Annotated in this window: 11 protein-coding genes; 10 read left to right on the top strand and 1 reads right to left on the bottom strand. The window is 35.6% G+C overall.

Annotated elements, in window-relative coordinates:
• The first annotated feature begins 7 nt into the window (after positions 1–7).
• The 10 genes from queG (at position 8) to M0D21_RS12700 (ending at position 17,828) form a co-directional block, all read left to right on the top strand.
• Complete coding sequence (gene queG / locus M0D21_RS12745) at positions 8–934, top strand: tRNA epoxyqueuosine(34) reductase QueG (RefSeq protein ID WP_248330064.1); 927 nt, start codon at positions 8–10, stop codon at positions 932–934.
• Positions 935–1,141: 207 nt separating this feature from the next.
• Entirely contained in the window at positions 1,142–2,860 is a 1,719-nt protein-coding gene (locus tag M0D21_RS12740; protein WP_248330062.1) for a sodium:solute symporter, read from the top strand.
• A 24-nt stretch (positions 2,861–2,884) separates the two neighbouring features.
• Positions 2,885–4,813 (top strand): alpha,alpha-trehalase, encoded by a 1,929-nt coding sequence (locus M0D21_RS12735; RefSeq protein ID WP_248330060.1) that lies wholly within the window; start codon positions 2,885–2,887, stop codon positions 4,811–4,813.
• A gap of 156 nt (positions 4,814–4,969) precedes the next feature.
• Entirely contained in the window at positions 4,970–7,297 is a 2,328-nt protein-coding gene (locus tag M0D21_RS12730; protein ID WP_248330058.1) for an NADP-dependent malic enzyme, read from the top strand.
• 123 nt (positions 7,298–7,420) lie between these two features.
• On the top strand, positions 7,421–8,002 hold the full coding sequence (ruvA, locus tag M0D21_RS12725) for a Holliday junction branch migration protein RuvA (RefSeq protein ID WP_248330056.1): 582 nt from the start codon (positions 7,421–7,423) through the stop codon (positions 8,000–8,002).
• 56 nt (positions 8,003–8,058) lie between these two features.
• Positions 8,059–15,195: a T9SS outer membrane translocon Sov/SprA gene (gene sov, locus M0D21_RS12720; RefSeq protein WP_248330054.1), complete on the top strand. Its 7,137-nt coding sequence runs from the start codon at positions 8,059–8,061 to the stop codon at positions 15,193–15,195.
• A 134-nt stretch (positions 15,196–15,329) separates the two neighbouring features.
• On the top strand, positions 15,330–15,710 hold the full coding sequence (gcvH, locus tag M0D21_RS12715; RefSeq protein WP_248330052.1) for a glycine cleavage system protein GcvH: 381 nt from the start codon (positions 15,330–15,332) through the stop codon (positions 15,708–15,710).
• Positions 15,682–16,104, top strand: a complete 423-nt coding sequence (locus M0D21_RS12710) for a VanZ family protein (RefSeq protein WP_248330050.1) — start codon at positions 15,682–15,684, stop codon at positions 16,102–16,104. The genes gcvH and M0D21_RS12710 overlap by 29 nt, the downstream gene beginning before the upstream one ends.
• Before the next feature lie 145 nt (positions 16,105–16,249).
• The gene (locus tag M0D21_RS12705) at positions 16,250–16,975 is read left to right on the top strand and encodes an energy transducer TonB (RefSeq protein ID WP_248330048.1); all 726 of its coding nucleotides are present in this window, start codon (positions 16,250–16,252) and stop codon (positions 16,973–16,975) included.
• A gap of 109 nt (positions 16,976–17,084) precedes the next feature.
• Positions 17,085–17,828 carry an energy transducer TonB gene (locus M0D21_RS12700; protein ID WP_248330046.1) on the top strand — a complete coding sequence of 248 codons (744 nt, stop codon included), beginning with the start codon at positions 17,085–17,087 and terminating at the stop codon, positions 17,826–17,828.
• 48 nt (positions 17,829–17,876) lie between these two features.
• Here M0D21_RS12700 and M0D21_RS12695 read toward each other — a convergent pair whose 3' ends face one another.
• Entirely contained in the window at positions 17,877–18,746 is an 870-nt protein-coding gene (locus M0D21_RS12695) for an MBL fold metallo-hydrolase (RefSeq protein ID WP_248330044.1), read from the bottom strand.
• Between the last annotated feature and the right edge of the window lie 142 nt (positions 18,747–18,888).

The following is an 18,888-nucleotide window of genomic DNA, read 5'->3' as shown; positions in this document are numbered from 1 at the left end:
CTAAGGTTTGAATTCTGGTGAGACATATGCAAAACTTATAAAAGCCGAAGCAAAACGTTTGGGTTTTATCTCCTGCGGTATTTCTAAAGCTGAATTTCTTGAACAGGAAGCTCCTCGTTTAGAAGCATGGCTGAAAAAAGAGATGCATGGAGAAATGAAGTTTATGGAAAATCATTTCGACAAGCGATTGGATCCTACAAAACTGGTTGAAGGCTCAAAAAGTGTAATCTCATTATTACTTAATTATTTTCCCTCTTCTTTTCAAAAAGATGAAGAAGCGCCAAAAATCTCAAAATACGCTTACGGTACTGACTATCATTTTGTGATCAAAGATAAATTGAAACAACTTCTTAATTTTATTTCAGAAGAAATAGGAGAGGTGCACGGTAGGGCTTTTGTAGATTCTGCACCCGTTCTCGATAAAGCCTGGGCAGCAAAAAGCGGATTGGGTTGGATTGGTAAGAATAGTAACTTACTTACACAACAGGTGGGTTCCTTTTATTTTATCGCAGAGCTTATTGTAGATTTAGATTTAGAATATGATACTCCTGTGACTGATCATTGTGGTACATGTACAGCATGTATCGATGCATGTCCTACACAAGCTATTGTTGAGCCTTATGTGGTAGATGGGAGTAAATGTATCTCATATTTTACTATAGAACTTAAAGAAGAAATACCAAGTTCCTTTAAAAACACATTCGATAATTGGATGTTCGGTTGCGATGTTTGTCAGGATGTTTGTCCATGGAACCGATTTTCAAAACCTCATAATGAACCCCTGTTTAATCCAAAACCAGAGTTGTTAGAGATGACAAAAAAGGATTGGGAAGAAATCACACAAGAAGTATTCTCAAAGGTATTTCAAAAATCTGCAGTTAAGCGAACTAAGTTTTCAGGATTACAACGTAATATTGACTTTTTAAAAGGTTAACCCATTCTTTTTTTTGAAAATTTCATAATACAAACGTTTGTATAGATTTTTTTACGGTATTTCATTAATAATATCACATTCTTTTTGTTATAAACTTGTATATTCAGCAAGCTTTTTCACAAAAAAGTAATTAATTTTAGCTTTAAGACTCTCCCAAATCTTATACTTAAAGAACTAGCATTTAATCCAGAATCAAACACTTCACACATGAATGAATTATCATATATCGACATTGGAGTTATAGTTATTTATTTAATAGGAATCATTATCTACGGAATATCAAAATCGAAAAGAGGGAATTCTGAGGATTATTTTTTGGGTGGTCGAACTATGACCTGGCCGATCGTGGGTATAGCCTTGTTTTCTGCTAATATTTCAAGTTCTACTTTGGTAGGTTTGGCCTCAGATGCTTACCAAACCAATATTAATGTATACAACTATGAATGGTTTGCGGTGGTCGTATTGATTTTCTTCTCCATCTTCTTTTTGCCATTCTATTTGAGATCTGGGGTATACACGATGCCAGAATTTTTGGAGCGAAGGTATGATAGTAGATCTAGGTATTACTTTTCTTTCATTACTGTGATAGGTAATATTTTGGTTGATACTGCTGCGGGATTGTATGTAGGAAAGATTGTGTTAACCTTATTGTTTCCGTCTTTAGATTCTACTCTAATCTTGATTATTCTGGCGGTAGCGGCAGCTGCATATACTATCCCCGGTGGGTTAAACTCTGTAATCCAAACGGAAGTAATTCAGGCGATACTTCTAATTTTAGGCTCTTGCTTACTTACCTATTTTGCGTTTGATCAATTAGGTGGAGGGTGGTCTGCTATGATGGCAAAGTTAGATGCCATGTTATCATCTGGAGATGTGAACTTTGGAGATCGGGCTGCAGAAGGTAAGTTTATTCCGGCAAATTCTGGAGAGGTATTTAGTTTGGTGAGACCAAGCAACGATGAGTTCATGCCCTGGTGGGGGTTATTAACAGGAGTGCCGCTGCTAGGATTCTATTTTTGGGCCAATAATCAGTTTATGGTACAGCGTGTGCTTGGTGCCAAGAATTTAAATCATGGTAGATGGGGAGCCTTATTTGCAGGGTTACTAAAACTTCCTGTAATATTTATTATGGTGGTGCCAGGAGTATTGGCGTTGCTGTTATTTAGTGAGCTTGATATTTCTTCTCTCAATTATGGTTTGACGAATGGTGAGATTTGTAAAGATTTATCAGATTGCCCAAATTTAACATACCCGGTGTTACTATTTCAATTGTTACCGGTTGGAGTTCTGGGACTTGTGGTAGCAGGACTTATGGCGGCCATGATGTCATCGGTATCGGCAACATTTAATTCGGCATCTACTCTGGTGACAATGGATTTTGTAAGACAAATTAGACCAGAAATGACTAGTAAACAATTGGTAAGAGTAGGGCAGATAACAACTGTTATACTTGTTGTACTGGCAATCTCTTGGGTGCCATTTATAGAAAGCGTGAGTGATTCGTTATGGACATATTTGCAATTAGTTATAGCATACACGTGTCCTCCTGCGGTTTCTACATTTATTCTTGGGTTATTTTGGAAGCGTGCCAATGGAACAGGTTCTATTGTGAGTTTATTAACTGGGTTTTCACTAGCGATTTTTATGATTCTATCACAAACGTTTAATTGGATTCCTGAAGTAAATGAGTTGCATTTTCTAGCGAAAGCCACATGGTTATTTGTGATATGTGTGGTGATTCATATAACAGTTAGTTTGTTAACCAAGCCGCAATCTGAACAACAAATTTTGGAGTATACTTATAAAAGAGAAATGTTTGCAGAAGAGTCTAAAGAATTGAAGATGTTACCATGGTACAGGAATTATAGAATATTATCTGTAATTTTATTATTTATTACAGCGCTAGTTGTTGGATTTTTTTGGTAACTGAAAATAAAGACTAATAATCAAATGAAAATATCATATCTTTTTTTGGGTTTAGGTACGATTGCCCTTTTTACAAGTAGTTGTAAGAATGATACTACGAAACCTAAGTCAACTACTTCGGTCCTTCAAAAGTTAATCGAACAAGAGGATACCGATGGAGATAAAAAAATAACCATTGAAGACCATGGTCCCAAAAAGTTTGTATACACCGATGCAGACCAAAATTCACATACCATAGAAGGGACCTATTATTTGTCAAACCTGCTTCAGGAATTGGCAATAGTAGAAAACTCCAAAATGGTTTCCATAGAAAAAGTAAAAGAAAGACCCTCTAGCAGAATTTCAAGATTAATAAAAACTCGGTTTTGGAATAATCTAACTAGATCTATAGATAAGAAAGGATTAGAAAAAGTTTTAGAAGACACAAAATCTAATGTTGATACTCTTAGATTGTACATACCTCATGAAGATGGAGAAGCTCTGCAATATTTTCAGACTATAGCACAGGAGAATTCAAAAGTTAAGGTGGTACAACTTGCAAAAGATTTAACTCCAGAATATGTAAAAACTTTAAATGATAAACCTGGGATTTTAAATCTTGCGTATACCATAAATGAAGGAGTATATACTGGGAAACCTTTTGTGGTACCTGGAGGTAGATTTAATGAAATGTATGGTTGGGATAGCTATTTTGAATCCATTGGGTTACTTATAGACGGTCGAGCAGACCTAGCTATGGCAATGGCCGATAACTTTGCATACCAAATTAAATACTATGGTAAAATTTTAAATGCCAATAGATCCTATTATCTCACTCGAACACAACCTCCATTTTTTACGTCTTTGTTAAAAGAAATATATCTCAATAACCCCAATGTTTCTAAAGATTGGTTGATAAAGAATTTGTCAATGGCAATCAAAGAATATGAAACTGTTTGGATGAAAAAAGGAGTACGTTTAACCGATACTGGATTAAATAGGTTTTATGGAGAAGGTATAGGAATACCTCCAGAAACCGAAGAAGGTCATTTTGATTTTGTGTTGAAGAAATTTGCGCAAAAACATAAGCTTTCACCAGAAGAATTTGCATCAAAATATAAGAGTGGCGAATTGATTGATGAAGACTTAGATCTATATTTTACACATGATAGATCAATGAGAGAAAGTGGTCATGATACTTCTAACCGTCTCGATGATATTTGTGCAAACCTAAATACAGTTGGAATTAATAGTTTATTGTATAAGTATGAGGTAGATATCGCATTTTTAATAAAAGAAGTTTATGGTGATGAATTTGAATATTTAGGAAAAAAATATACTTCCAAAGATTGGGTGTTAAAAAGTGAAAAAAGAAAAGATTTAATGAACAAATTCATGTGGAATGAAGAGGAAGGGGCTTATTATGATTATGACTTTGTTTCCAAAACCCAACAAAAAATTGAATCGGCAACCAATTATTATCCTTTGTGGGTGGGGTTATGTTCAGAAAATCAGCAAGTAAAAGTGGTAAAACATTTGACTTCTGGTAAATTATTGCAAAAGGGAGGTGTAGCAGGTACTGTAGATATTGCAGACAAAACAGATCCTAATGCACCACAACGACAATGGGATTACCCTAATGGTTGGGCTCCGCATCAAATGATTATATGGCGAGGTTTAATGGCTTCAGGAAATAATGATAAAGCTAAAGAACTTGCATATCGATGGCTTTGGATGATCACAAAAAATGCGGTGAACTATAATGGTACCATCCCCGAAAAATATGATGTAGTAAAATGCACACATAAGGTATATGCAGAATATGGGAATGTGGGTACCGAGTTCGACTATATTACCCCTAGTGGTTTTGGTTGGATGAATGCTTCCTATCAACTTGGTTTAACATTCTTAGATAAAGAGCTCAGAGCGCAATTAGATAATTTGGTTGATCCTGATGAAATATTCAATAAATAAATTTAAATGTTATTGAATTCTTAATTTAAATGTTAAAATACCGATCCATTTTTGCTATTCTTAATTTTTTTGAAGATTACTAGGTTTAAATTTCCGCATGTCAAACAGACTTGTACCTTTGTATACTTAGTATTCTCACATTTATCTTGATTTAGTATGAGTATCGAAAGTAAAAGAAGAGAGGCGTTAGTATATCATGCAAAGCCTACACCCGGTAAAATCAAAGTTGTTCCCACCAAAAAATATGCTACTCAAAGAGACTTATCTTTGGCATATTCTCCAGGAGTGGCAGAACCTTGTTTAGAGATAGAAAAAGAAAAATCGAATGTATATCGATATACAGCAAAAGGTAATCTGGTAGCGGTAATATCAAACGGTACCGCAGTATTAGGATTAGGAGATATTGGGCCAGAGGCATCAAAGCCGGTAATGGAAGGAAAGGGTCTGTTATTCAAAATTTTTGCAGGAATTGATGTTTTTGATATTGAAGTAGATACCAAAGATGTAGATGCGTTTATTGAAACAGTAAAAAATATAGCTCCAACTTTTGGGGGGATTAATCTGGAAGATATCAAGGCTCCTGAGGCTTTTGAAATAGAAAGACGGCTTAAGGAAGAATTGGATATTCCTGTTATGCACGATGACCAACATGGTACCGCAATTATTTCTGCAGCAGCATTATTAAATGCTCTTGAAATTGCCAACAAAAACATAGAAGAAGTTAAAATTGTAGTAAGTGGTGCGGGAGCCGCCGCAGTTTCCTGTACAAGGCTTTACAAGGCTTTTGGGGCTAAGGCAGAAAATATAGTGATGACTGATAGTAAGGGTGTTATTCGAAAAGATCGTGATAATCTTACTAAAGAAAAAGCTGAATTTGCCACAGATCGAGATGTACATGAATTGGCAGATGCTATGAAAGATGCCGATGTATTTATAGGTTTGTCAATGGCAAATTTGGTGACACCAGAGATGTTGTTGACCATGGCTGATGATCCTATTGTATTTGCTATGGCAAATCCTGATCCTGAGATAAGCTATGATCTGGCAATTAAAACCAGAGAAGATGCGATCATGGCTACCGGAAGAAGCGACCATCCTAACCAGGTGAATAATGTACTTGGGTTTCCATTTATCTTTAGAGGAGCATTAGATGTAAAAGCTACAGGGATTAACGAGGAAATGAAAATGGCTGCTGTAAAAGCGCTGGCAGATTTGGCAAAAGAACCGGTGCCAGAACAGGTAAATATAGCCTACGGTGAGACTCGTCTTAATTTTGGTAAGGATTATATTATTCCAAAACCTTTTGATCCTAGACTTATCGCAAAAGTACCACCAGCTGTAGCAAAAGCAGCAATAGAAAGCGGAATTGCAACAGAACCTATTACCGATTGGCAAAAATATGAAGATGAATTGCTGGAAAGAATGGGTAATGATAATAAGCTAGTAAGATTGCTCTTAGAAAGAGCGCGCACCAATCCTAAGCGAGTAGTGTTTGCAGAAGCAGATCATTTAGATGTTTTGAAAGCAGCACAAACTGTAAAAGAAGATGGTATCGCATTCCCAATCTTACTTGGTCGAAAAGATGTTATTCTTGAATTGATGAATGAAATAGATTTCGATCCTTCAGGAATAGATATTATAGATCCTAAGGCCGATTCAGAAATAGATAGAAAGAATCACTATGCAAAAAAATACTGGGAGGCCAATAAAAGAAAAGGAATTACTTTGTATGATGCACAACGATTGTTGAGAGAGCGTAACTATTTTGCAGCAATGATGGTTAACGAAGGAGATGCAGATGCGTTACTTTCTGGTTATTCACGCAGTTATCCTACCGTTGTAAAACCTATGATGGATCTTATTGGATTAGCAAAAGGAGCGACCAGAATTGCCACAGTAAATGTTATGATGACCGATAAAGGACCATTATTTATTAGTGATACTTCTATAAATATTGAGCCATCATCAAAAGACCTAGCTAAAATTGCTCAAATGACAGCAAGAACTGTCGAAATGTTTGGGGTTAAGCCAGTTATTGCAATGGTTTCTTATTCGAATTTTGGATCTTCCAACCATCCAAACGCAGAGAAAGTACAGGACGCAGTGGCATATCTTCATAGATATTACCCAAATCTAATTGTTGATGGTGGATTGCAAATGAATTTTGCCTTAAATAGGAAAATGAGAAAAGATAAATTTCCATTCTCAAAACTTAACGGGCAAAAAGTGAATACCCTGGTGTTTCCAAACTTAGATTCTGCGAATAGTAATTACAAGTTGTTAAGTGAATTGAATAATGTAGAGTCTATTGGTCCTATAATGATGGGTATGAACAAACCGGTACATATTCTTCAGTTAGGATCCAGTGTAGAAGAGATTGTGAATATGGCTGCAGTTGCCGTTATTGATGCGCAGGAAAAGGAAAAACGGGGAAGAGATTTGTCGACAATTGCAAAACAGGCAGTTTTGGAAGATATTAAATAAGACATTTACCAAATAATTATCAATTTTAACAAGCTTTAAAAATCATTTTTTAAAGCTTGTTTTTTTAACCTTTTTATCTAGTATAATTTTATTACATTTGGTTGCTTAACATCAACTTAACATATGATCACACATATCAAGGGGAGGCTTGTAGAAAAAAATCCTACTGATGTAGTTATAGACTGTGGTGGAGTAGGGTACTTTATTCATATTTCATTACATACTTTTTCTTTATTGCCAGAAGGAGAACTACTTCAGTTATATACGCATTTACAGGTCAAGGAAGATTCTCATACCCTTTTTGGCTTCGTCGAAAAATCTGAAAGAGAAATTTTTAGACTACTAATTTCTGTTTCTGGTATAGGTTCTAGCACAGCAAGAACTATGTTGTCATCTTTGCACCCAGATCAAATTAAGGAGGCAATTGCTTCCAATGATGTTGCAACTATTCAATCTATCAAAGGTATTGGAGCAAAAACTGCTCAAAGAGTGATTATCGATCTTAAAGATAAAATACTTAAAGTTTACAATATTGATGAAGTTTCAGTGTCCCAAAGCAATACGAATAAAGATGAAGCGTTATCAGCATTAGAAACCCTTGGATTTAATCGAAAACTTGCAGAAAAAGTTATTGATAAGGTTCTTAAAAATACCCCAAACGAAACAGTAGAAAATATTATTAAACAAGCACTAAAAAATTTATAAAAACATTGAGCTCTTCACATTATTTACGCTTTAATTTTTTTAAAATACTAGTATGTTTGATAACACTTTATAGTGGGGTGTTGTATGGTCAGGAAAACGAAACAGTTCGTGATTCTACCAGTACTACATATTCATTAGGTGAAATCGCACTACCCGATCCTAATAGTATAGTTACCAAATATGAGTATGACCCTATCACCAATAGATACATTTATCGTGAAATGTTGGGTGATTTTAATGTGAGATACCCTTTGTTTTTAACACCAAAGGAATATGAGGATTTGGTAGCAGAAGAGCAACGAAGAGCATATTTTAAGGAAAAAATAGAGGCTTTTAGTGGTAAAAAAGATGGTAGCGAGGAAAAGAGAAAAAACTTGTTGCCTATTTTTTATGTAAAGTCTGGTTTTTTTGAATCGGTTTTTGGAGGTAATGAAATAGAAATTATTCCTCAAGGATCTGTGGAAATGGATTTAGGGTTGTTGTATACTAAACAGGATAATCCGGCCTTTTCACCAAGGAACCGAAGTAATTTTACTTTCGATTTCGATCAAAGAATTAGTCTTAGTTTATTGGGTAAGATAGGAACTAGACTTCAGATTACTGCCAATTACGATACAGAGTCTACCTTTGATTTTCAGAATCAATTAAAGCTGGAATATACTCCCAACGAAGACGATATTATTCAGAGTATAGAAGTGGGTAATGTGAGTATGCCTCTAAATAGCTCTCTAATACAAGGTGCGCAAAGTCTTTTTGGTGTTAAAATGGGACTGCAGTTTGGAAGAACAACAATAACCGGTGTGTTCTCTGAACAAAGATCAGAAACCAGATCGGTGAACGTTCAAGGTGGAGGAACAGTAGAAGACTTTGAGTTATTTGCCTTAGATTATGATGAAAATCGACACTTTTTCCTAGCGCATTATTTCAGGGATAATTATGATACGGCGTTGGCTAGTTACCCTTTTATTAATAACAATATTCAAATTACCAGAATTGAAGTGTGGGTTACAAACCGTGCTACTAGCGCGCAAACACTTACCAATGCTCGTAATATTGTTGCGCTTCAGGATTTAGGAGAAGGGCCAGATGCAGGTAATTCTACAATACCTGGAGGTTTGTTTAATACAGGGCCAGGTGCGTTTCCTGATAATGAAAATAATGACTTAGATCCTGCTGCAATCGGTCCAGGAGGACCTATAACAGATGCGGTTCGTCAAATTCCTACTATCCAGCAAGGATTTATAGGTCCTATTGCTAATTTCAATGAAGGTTTTGATTACGCAATATTGGAAAACGCGAGAAAACTAAATACTACAGAGTATACCCTAAATACACAGCTAGGGTATATTTCTTTAAATCAACGTTTAAATAACGATGAGGTTTTGGCTGTTGCATTTCAGTACACCGTTGGCGGACAAGTATTTCAGGTGGGTGAATTCGCAAATGACGGTGTTGATGCAACCGTAGGAGATACGGGAGATACGACTGGGGGAACAGAGATTGGGTCCAGTCAAAGTTTGATAGTAAAAATGCTTAAAAGTCCGATTACCAATGTAAATCTGCCGATTTGGGATCTGATGATGAAGAACATCTATAGTACTGGTGCATTTAGACTTGAGCAAAATGATTTTAGGCTGAATATTTTATATACAAATCCGTCTCCGTTAAACTATATTACAGCTGCAGAAGGATCAACAGTGCCATTGCCGGATGATGTTGAGCAAACTACACTTTTAAAAGTATTTAATCTCGATCGACTTAATCCTAACAATGACCCTGTTTCTGGAGGTGATGGTTTTTTTGATTACGTGCCAGGGATTACAGTAGATACCGAAAATGGTCGAATCATATTTACAACGATCGAGCCATTTGGGGAACACTTATTTGACAAGTTAGATAATGGTCCGGCAGGAGCAAATTATAATGATCCCAATACATATAACCCTAACCAGGCAGAATATGTATTTAGAGATTTATATACCCAAACAAAGGTAGTGGCAGAGCAGCAATCTGCAAACAAAAACTATTTTCAATTAAAGGGTAGGTATAAATCATCTGGTCAGGACGGGATTCCTCTCGGGGCGTTTAATGTGCCTCAAGGATCAGTAACTGTTACAGCTGGAGGAAGAGTATTGCAAGAAGGGGTTGATTATACCGTAAATTACCAATTAGGAAGAGTTAATATTCTTGATGAATCTCTGTTGGCTTCTAATACTCCAATTCAGGTTTCAACAGAAAATAATGCAGTATTTGGACAGCAAACCAAACGATTTACCGGTTTAAATGTTGAGCATAAATTCAGTGATGATTTTGTTATTGGAGGTACTTTCTTGAATTTAAATGAAAGGCCAATCACACAAAAATCAAGCTATGATTTTGAGCCAATTAACAACACTATTTTAGGATTTAATTTAAACTATGCTACCGAAGTACCTTTCTTAACAAGAATGGTAAATAAATTACCCAATATCGATACCGACGTACCTTCTAATGTTTCTGTAAGGGCGGAAGGAGCTTATCTTATCGCTGGTGCTCCCAAAGGAGCTGATTTTGATGGTAAGGTTACTACATATATAGATGATTTTGAGGGAGCGCAAACCAGAATTGATGTGTCTTCTCCTTTATCATGGGAGCTGTCTAGTATCCCTATTGGTTTTGGTGATCCAAGTAATATAAATAGTCAGACTATTGTAGATGGTTTAGAATCTGGATATCGAAGAGCTAAAATGTCATGGTACTCTATCGATCCTATTTTTTATAGTGGAAATAGACCTAGCGGTATAAGTGAAGAAAGTTTAGCTTCTAACAGAACACGTAGGGTGTTTATAGATGAAATATTTCCTGAAACCGATATTGCTCAAGGGCAGTCATTGGCATTGTTTACGCTGGATTTAAATTATGAACCAGGTACTAGAGGACAGTATAATTTTAATCCTGCTTATGCCCCAGGAAGTACATTACCCACTCCCGATCCCGAACAAAACTTTGCGGGAGTTACTCGACAGTTGACATCAACAAATTTTGAACAGGCCAATGTAGAGTTTATTGAGTTTTGGGTGATGGATCCGTTTTTTAGAGGAACTAATGGAAATCAAGAGCCACTTACCGAAGCTACTAGTGGTACTATTGTATTCAACTTGGGTAATATTAGTGAAGATGTTTTAAAGGATGGAAGAAAGCAATACGAGAACGGATTGCCAACTCAAGGAAATACTGGTGGGACGGTTGATACTGAATATGCTAGAGTGCCAGTAAACCAGTCCTTGATTTATGCATTCGATTCAGAAGGGCAGGCAAGAACAGATCAGGATGCTGGTTTCGACGGACTTAGTGATGCAGAAGAAAAGTCAAAGCCAGAGTTTGCTGCTTTCCAATCTTTAGATGACCCTTCTGGTGATAATTATACTTACTTCCTGCAAGCACCTGGGAGTGATATTGTAGAGCGATATAGAAATTATAACGGAACACAAGGTAACTCTCCTACAGATGTGACCAATGATGATAGAGGTAATACCACTTTTCCTACAGCAGAAGATGTAAATAGAGATAATACCATGAATACTATTAATAGTTACTTCGAATATGAGGTGCCTATTTTTGCAGGTATGGATATTGGTAATGATGGAGGTACAGGTTTTATTTCTGATGCTCCGCCTCCGCAGGAAACTAATGTAGGTGGTCGATTAATCGAAACAAGATGGGTGCGTTTTAAGGTGCCTATTTATGAGCCTACTGCCTCATTTAACATTAGTGATTTTAGATCGATACGTTTCATGAGAATGTATCTAACAGATTTTGATGTGCCTGTTTTACTACGTTTTGGTACAATGGATTTGGTTAGAGGAGATTATAGGAGATATATATTATTAGGAAACCAAACTAATGATCCAACAAGTGGTTTAAACGTGTTTGGAGATAACGAAGTAGTAGTTACTTCGGTAAGTACAGAGGAGACCGATAATTATACAACTCCTCCAGGAGTTGTTCGAGAACAACTTAATAACAACAATAATATCATACGAGAAGATGAACGATCTTTAGCACTTTCTGTAAGTAATCTTCAGTCTGAAGATTCAAGAGGGGTGTATAAGAACTTCAATGTAGATATGAGGCAGTATGAGAATCTTGAGTTGTTTTTACATGCCGAAGAGTTGCCGACAGGAGTGCCTTTGGCAGATGGAGATCTTACCGCCTTTGTGAGAATGGGTAATGATTTCACCAATAACTTTTACCAAATAGAACTTCCATTAGAGGTTACCGATAGATTAATTCTAAATCCAACTCCAGAGCAAGCTTGGCCTGCTGCAAATAGGTTGAGTTTACCTCTTGAATTTCTTCAGGAAATCAAATCGAATGTCTTGGGAAATCAAGCTCTTAGTGCAACCGATCTTAATTTCTTTGATGGACCCAATAATTTAAGAGTAGGGATTAAAGGAAATCCTAATTTTGGTGATGTACGTGTTATGATGGTAGGTATCAAAAATAATAGTGGAGCCGACCAATCGGGTACTGTGTGGTTTAATGAAATGCGCCTTACCGACCTTAAAAATAGAGGGGGTTGGGCTGCTGTGGCTAATATGGATGCCAACGTTGCAGACTTTGCTAATGTAAGTGCTTCTGGTAGAATAAGTACTATTGGGTTTGGAGGAATAGAACAAGGGCCAAATGAAAGAAGTCGTGAAGATTTTAGGCAGTATGATCTTACCACCAATGTCAATCTAGGGCAATTATTACCTAAAAAATGGGGCGTACAGATTCCGTTTAATTATAGTAGAGGAGAAGAATTAATAACTCCACAATTTGATCCAGAGTTTCAGGATTTAGAGCTTCAGGATAGGTTAGATAATATTACAGATCCAGAAGAAAAAGAAAGAATAGAAAGACAATCTACAGATTATACAAAAAGACAAAGTTTTAATGTTATAGGATTACGTAAGGAAAGGACGGGTGATAGTAAGCCTATGCCTTATGATGTAGAAAACTTTACGTTTTCAGGAACATATAATCAAACAGATCACCGTGATTTTGAAATCGAGAAATCTTTAGATCAAAATGTACGAGTTGGAGCAACATATGACTTTAGCTTTCAGCCTAAAGAAGTTAATCCTTTTAAGAAAGTTAAATTCCTTGGGAAGAGCAAATATTTTGATCTTATCAAAGATTTTAATTTCAATTTATTGCCTACCAGTATTTCTGTAAACTCAAACATAAATAGGCAATACAACGAACAAATTTTTAGGGATATTACTTTGGGGCCAGATGATATTAGGTTGCCAACATTATACCAACGAAATTTCCTTTTCGATTGGCAATTCGGAATTAATTATAACCTAACAAAATCTCTTAACTTTAATTTTACTTCTGCAAATAATCGCATCGTTAAGAACTTCATAGATGAAAATAATGAAGTTGATAATACAATAGATGTATGGAGTGGTTTCTTTGATATTGGAGATCCGAATACCCATAGTCAACAACTTCAGGTGAATTATGAAGTGCCTTTAAACAAAATACCTTTGTTTAAGTTCATGAGAGCTACCTACTCTTATAATGCAGATTTTCAGTGGGTAAAAGGAAGTGAAGCGTTGAAGACTTTAGAAGGGATTCCTGACTTAGGAAATACCGTTCAAAACGCAAATGTGCATACGGTAAATGGTTCTTTAGATATGAATACTTTATATAAGTATGTAGGACTTACCAAGAAAAAGCCTGGAAGAAAGAAACCAAAACCAAAAGTTGGAGCAAAAGGTACTGCTGAAGATGGGAAAGAAGCTGCAAAAGGTAAAAAGAAACCTAAGCGAGTAAAGAGTAAATTGAGTGTTGGTGATAAAGCATATAATACCCTTATAGGGCTGGTAACAGCGGTAAAAAAGGTAAATGTAAATTATCAACAGGATAATGGAATATTCTTGCCTGGTTATGTTAGAGAGCCTGGGTTTGTAGGAACCTTAAAACCTACAGTAGGATTTACATTTGGTAGTCAATCAGAGATACGAGATATAGCTGCACGTAATGGTTGGCTTACCTTATATCAAGATTTTAATCAGCAGTATCAGGAAGTAGAAGGAAGACAGCTTAATGTTCAGGCTTCTATCGGATTGCTAAAAGATCTTAAGATTGATATTAGTGCTAATCGAAATTATTCAGAAACGTTTACCGAAAACTTCAGGGTGAATTTAGAAGGTGATGGTGTTTCTATAGATCAGGATGATCCATATACTTCTCTTACTCCAAATGTATTCGGAAACTTTACAATTTCTACGTTATTAATCAAAACGGCTTTCCAGAAGAGTGATGCGTTTTCTTCAGAAGCTTTTGAAAAATTCAAAGAAAACAGATTAATTATTGCAAGACGTTTGGCTCTTGATCGAGGTAATGATCCTAATGATGTTGGGGAAGATGGTTTTCCTAGAGGATTTGGTAGGACTAATCAGGCGGTATTATTACCAGCGTTTTTAGCGGCCTATACAGGAGGTAGTGCAGAGAGTGTGCAAAAAGGAGCTTTCAGAGATGTTCCGCTACCAAACTGGGATATTAAGTATACTGGTTTAATGAATTTGAAGTGGTTCAAGAAACGTTTTAAACGTTTTTCAGTAGCACATGGTTATAGAGCAAATTATACCATTAATCAGTTTAGAACAAACCTCGAATTCAATAATAGTGAATTAGATGAAGCTGATAATTTTCGAAATCCAATATTGTATTCAAATATTAACTTAACAGAGCAGTTTAGTCCCTTGGTGCGATTGGATATGGAAATGAAAAATTCTATCAAAATTCTTGCAGAATGGAAGAAAGACCGTGCATTGTCTTTGAGTTTTGATAATAATCTGCTCACCGAGATTCAAGGTAATGAATATATTCTTGGGTTAGGGTATCGTTTACAAGATCTTACTTTTGCTACCCGAATTTCAGGTAGAAAAAAAGTGATTAAGAGCGATCTTAACCTAAGGGCAGATGTATCGTTACGCCAAAATGAAACATTAATACGATATTTAGATCTTGACAATACTCAGGTTACGGCAGGGCAAGACATTTATGGGCTTAAGCTTACTGCAGATTATGCATTAAGTAAAAATCTAACGGCTTTGTTCTTCTATGATCACACGTTTTCAGAATATTCGATATCAACAGCGTTTCCTCAAACAACTATTCGAGGAGGATTTACATTGAGATATAACTTCGGTAATTAAGAAATTTTAATTCTTATGAGATAAATGTTATCGACAATCATTTTTTGATAATTTTTAGATGGGTTTTTCAAAAATCTAATAAATAAGAGCTATTTTCGTCGCAAATAGTAACAACGTATAAATATTTTTTTCGGATGAATATTCCTTCAGAATTAAAGTACACCAAGGATCACGAGTGGGTAAAAATTGATGGCGACATTGCTACTGTAGGTATTACAGATTTTGCACAAGGCGAACTTGGAGACATAGTATATGTCGAAGTTGAAACAGTAGGAGAAGAATTAGACCAGGAAGAGGTTTTTGGTACTGTTGAAGCAGTAAAAACAGTTTCAGATTTGTTTATTCCTGTATCAGGAGAGATTATCGAGTTTAATGAAACTCTAGAAAGTGACCCAGAACTTGTAAATTCTGATCCGTATGGAGAAGGGTGGATGGTAAAGATCAAAATATCTGATACCTCTCAAATCGATAGTTTATTATCTGCAGATGGGTATAAAGAAGTTATTGGGGCATAACTATCTTTTTGCACAAGCAATTTTATATACCTGTGTGATCACTTGGGCTTCTCTGGCAAAATTTATTCTACCAGTTAATATCAGGGTTGATGGAAGTGATAAAATAGCACATTGTATTGCATATTTTGTCTTTGCTATTGTATGGTTTTTATTCTTGTTTTTTTCGGAAAAAAGAAAAGAAAACTTTACACAGAGTATGGTAAAAGCATCAATTTTTGGTTTTTTTTACGGTGGTTTGATGGAAATATTACAAATGCTCCTAACCACTTACCGAAGTTCAGATTGGTACGATGTGATCGCTAATACTAGTGGTATAATTTTTGCAGTTATTTTATTGAAAGTATTTGAAAATAAAATAATTAAGTTAAGCAAAAGAAAAAGCTCTGCAGAGTAAACACTTGATTGATTTCATGTGTTTGATATAATTTCCTCGACAAGATAAAAGTTAAAAAACCTATTTTTTGTTTTACATTTTTGTCTTTACTTGGAATTTACAAAAGAATTTAGCTATTTTAGCAATCCTATAACGTAATATAATTATGGAACCGAAGAAAAATCCTAAAGCAGATTTAAGCAAAAGAAGTACCTTGTTCCTTCAATTGGGACTTATTTTAGTACTTTTTATCACATGGCGAGGAATTGAATGGAAGACTTATGATAGAAGTAATATTGATATTGGTCAGGTAAATCTTGATGAACTAGAAGAAGAAGATGTGCCAATTACTCAAAACTTAAACACTCCACCACCGCCACCACCGCCACCGCCTGCTCCAGAGGTTATCGATGTCGTTGAAGATGAAGAAGAGGTAGAAGAAACAATTATTGAGTCTACAGAAACTAACCAAGAAGAAGAAATAGTAGAAGTAGAAGAGGTAGAAGATGTTGAAGAAGAAGAAGAGATTGCAGATGTACCTTTCGCAGTGATCGAGAATGTGCCAATCTTCCCTGGTTGTGAAAATGCTGGAGGAAATGCTGCTAAAAAGAAATGTATGAGTGATAAGGTTAAGAAATTTGTTAACCGTAAATTTAATACAGAACTTGGTAGTGAATTAGGATTATCAGGAGTAAATAGAATCTATGTGAGATTTAAAATTGATAGAGCTGGTAATATCGTTGGTGTTCAGGCTAGAGGGCCGCACCCAAGATTAGAAAAAGAAGCACAAAGAGTTGTAAAGTTATTACCTAAAATGACTCCAGGAAAACAAAGAGGAAAAGCAGTTGGTGTACTGTATTCTTTACCAATCGTTTTCCAAGTGCAGGACTAAGAAAACATAACATTTAGTTAATATACAAACCCCGTTACAGCTGTAACGGGGTTCTTTTTTGGTATGCTTGTTGATTTAGTAATTAATTGTAACGTTAAAACTAAATAATATGAGTAACAAGCATGACGCTAATGTACGAAAAAGTCCATTGGTGAACTTTCAGATTGGACTTATTGCAAGTCTTTTATTTACTTATGTAATGTTCGAGGTGTATACCGCTGCACCCATTGTTAAACCACCACAACAAACTGTTTTTGAACCCGAACAAAATGTTTGGGATGGAGTGTATAAAATGTACGAGCCTCCAAAAGAAAAAGTGGTTGCAGTAAAACAATCGAAACCGATTGTTGAACCCAATAAGTTTAAGGTGATAGATGATGATACTGAACTTACAAATGCAAAAGAAGAATTTAAAAATGATCCTTCTACAAAAAAAGCACCTATTTCTCCAGGGGACATTGACGATGTGGAGCCAATCGATAAACCGGTAGAAAAGGTTCCTTTTATTGCTGTTGAAGACGTTCCGGTTTTTCCTGGTTGTGAAACTTTGGCTACAAACAAAGAAAAAGCAAAATGTTTTTCTGAGAAAATAGCCAGAATTATCTCAAAGAAGTTTAATACCGACCTGGGAGAGCGGTATGGTTTAACAGGAGTACAAAGGATTTATGCTCTGTTTGAGGTAGGTACAGATGGACTTATTAGTAACATTCAGGTAAGAGCGCCACATCCAAAGTTGGAGAAAGAAGCAAAGCGAGTAATAGGTTTGTTCCCGCAAATGACACCAGGGAAACAAAGGGGAACTCCCGTAATTGTAAAATATCAATTACCTATTGTGTTTAAAATACAAAGTTAGAAAATAAAAGGCCTGCTATAAGCGGGCCTTTTTAAATAAAATAATGTCCTATTTGGTTAAGCTTAGATATATTGTTTTACGCATTCTTTCGGGATTAATAAACCCACTTCCGAAACCTTTGCTGTCATAGCTTGAAGTTAAGGATTCGTTGTTGGTAACCTCTTCTTCAGATTTACCAGCATCAATTTCCTTTTGAATTTTAGATGTAATTTCTTTTAGCATACTCAGAAAAATCTCTAAGTCTTTCTTGGTTGCTAAAGGGCCATGGCCAGGAATAATTTTGGTGTCTTTATTAATGAGTAAGAGCGCTTTTTCTGAAGCTTTAATATACCCTTGAATACTTCCTCCAGAATTTAAGTCTATGTATGGGTATCTGCCATTAAAAAAAGTGTCTCCCATATGGAGTACATTTCCTGTGGCAAAATAGATTAAAGCATCTCCGTCTGTATGGGCATTATGCACATGAAAGGCTTGAATGTTTTCGTTGTCAAAATATAGTTGTAAGCCTTCGTCGAATGTAATAACCGGTAATGATGCTGTACTAATGTTGCCCTTTTCTCTTTGACGATTTTGCATGCGGGTTCTCACATTTTTTTGCGCAAAGATAGTGGCTCCTTGGTTAGACATATTTTCATTGCCTCCAGTATGATCTCCATGAAAATGTGTGTTAATTACCATGGTTACAGGTTGGTCGCTTATTGTTTTTAAGTTGGTAAGAATTTTTTCTGATAATCTTGCAAATTGATCATCTATAATAAACAATCCCTTTTCATTTTTGAAAATACCGATGTTTCCTCCTTGTCCGGTTAACATGTAAATATTTTCAGCAATTGGATCGATGGTGATAGTGACCTCTTTTTGTTGGGCAAAAGAAAGTAGATGAATGAATAGTGTGCCTAAAAAGAACAATTGTTTCATAGTAAGAATGATGATTTTAGCCGTTTTCGTCGAGAGTAAAGTACAAAAATTACAGGGAGTTTAGTTTTTTGAAGATTAGAATGTTGTATGGTTAAAGGTGTAACACTTGTTAAAAGGTGAATTATAACGTATTATAAGTTGT

Origin of the sequence: Aquimarina acroporae (genome assembly GCF_023195925.1) — a bacterium.
In the GTDB taxonomy this organism is placed as follows: domain Bacteria; phylum Bacteroidota; class Bacteroidia; order Flavobacteriales; family Flavobacteriaceae; genus Aquimarina; species Aquimarina acroporae.
This window is presented reverse-complemented; position numbering and strand designations above follow the sequence as displayed.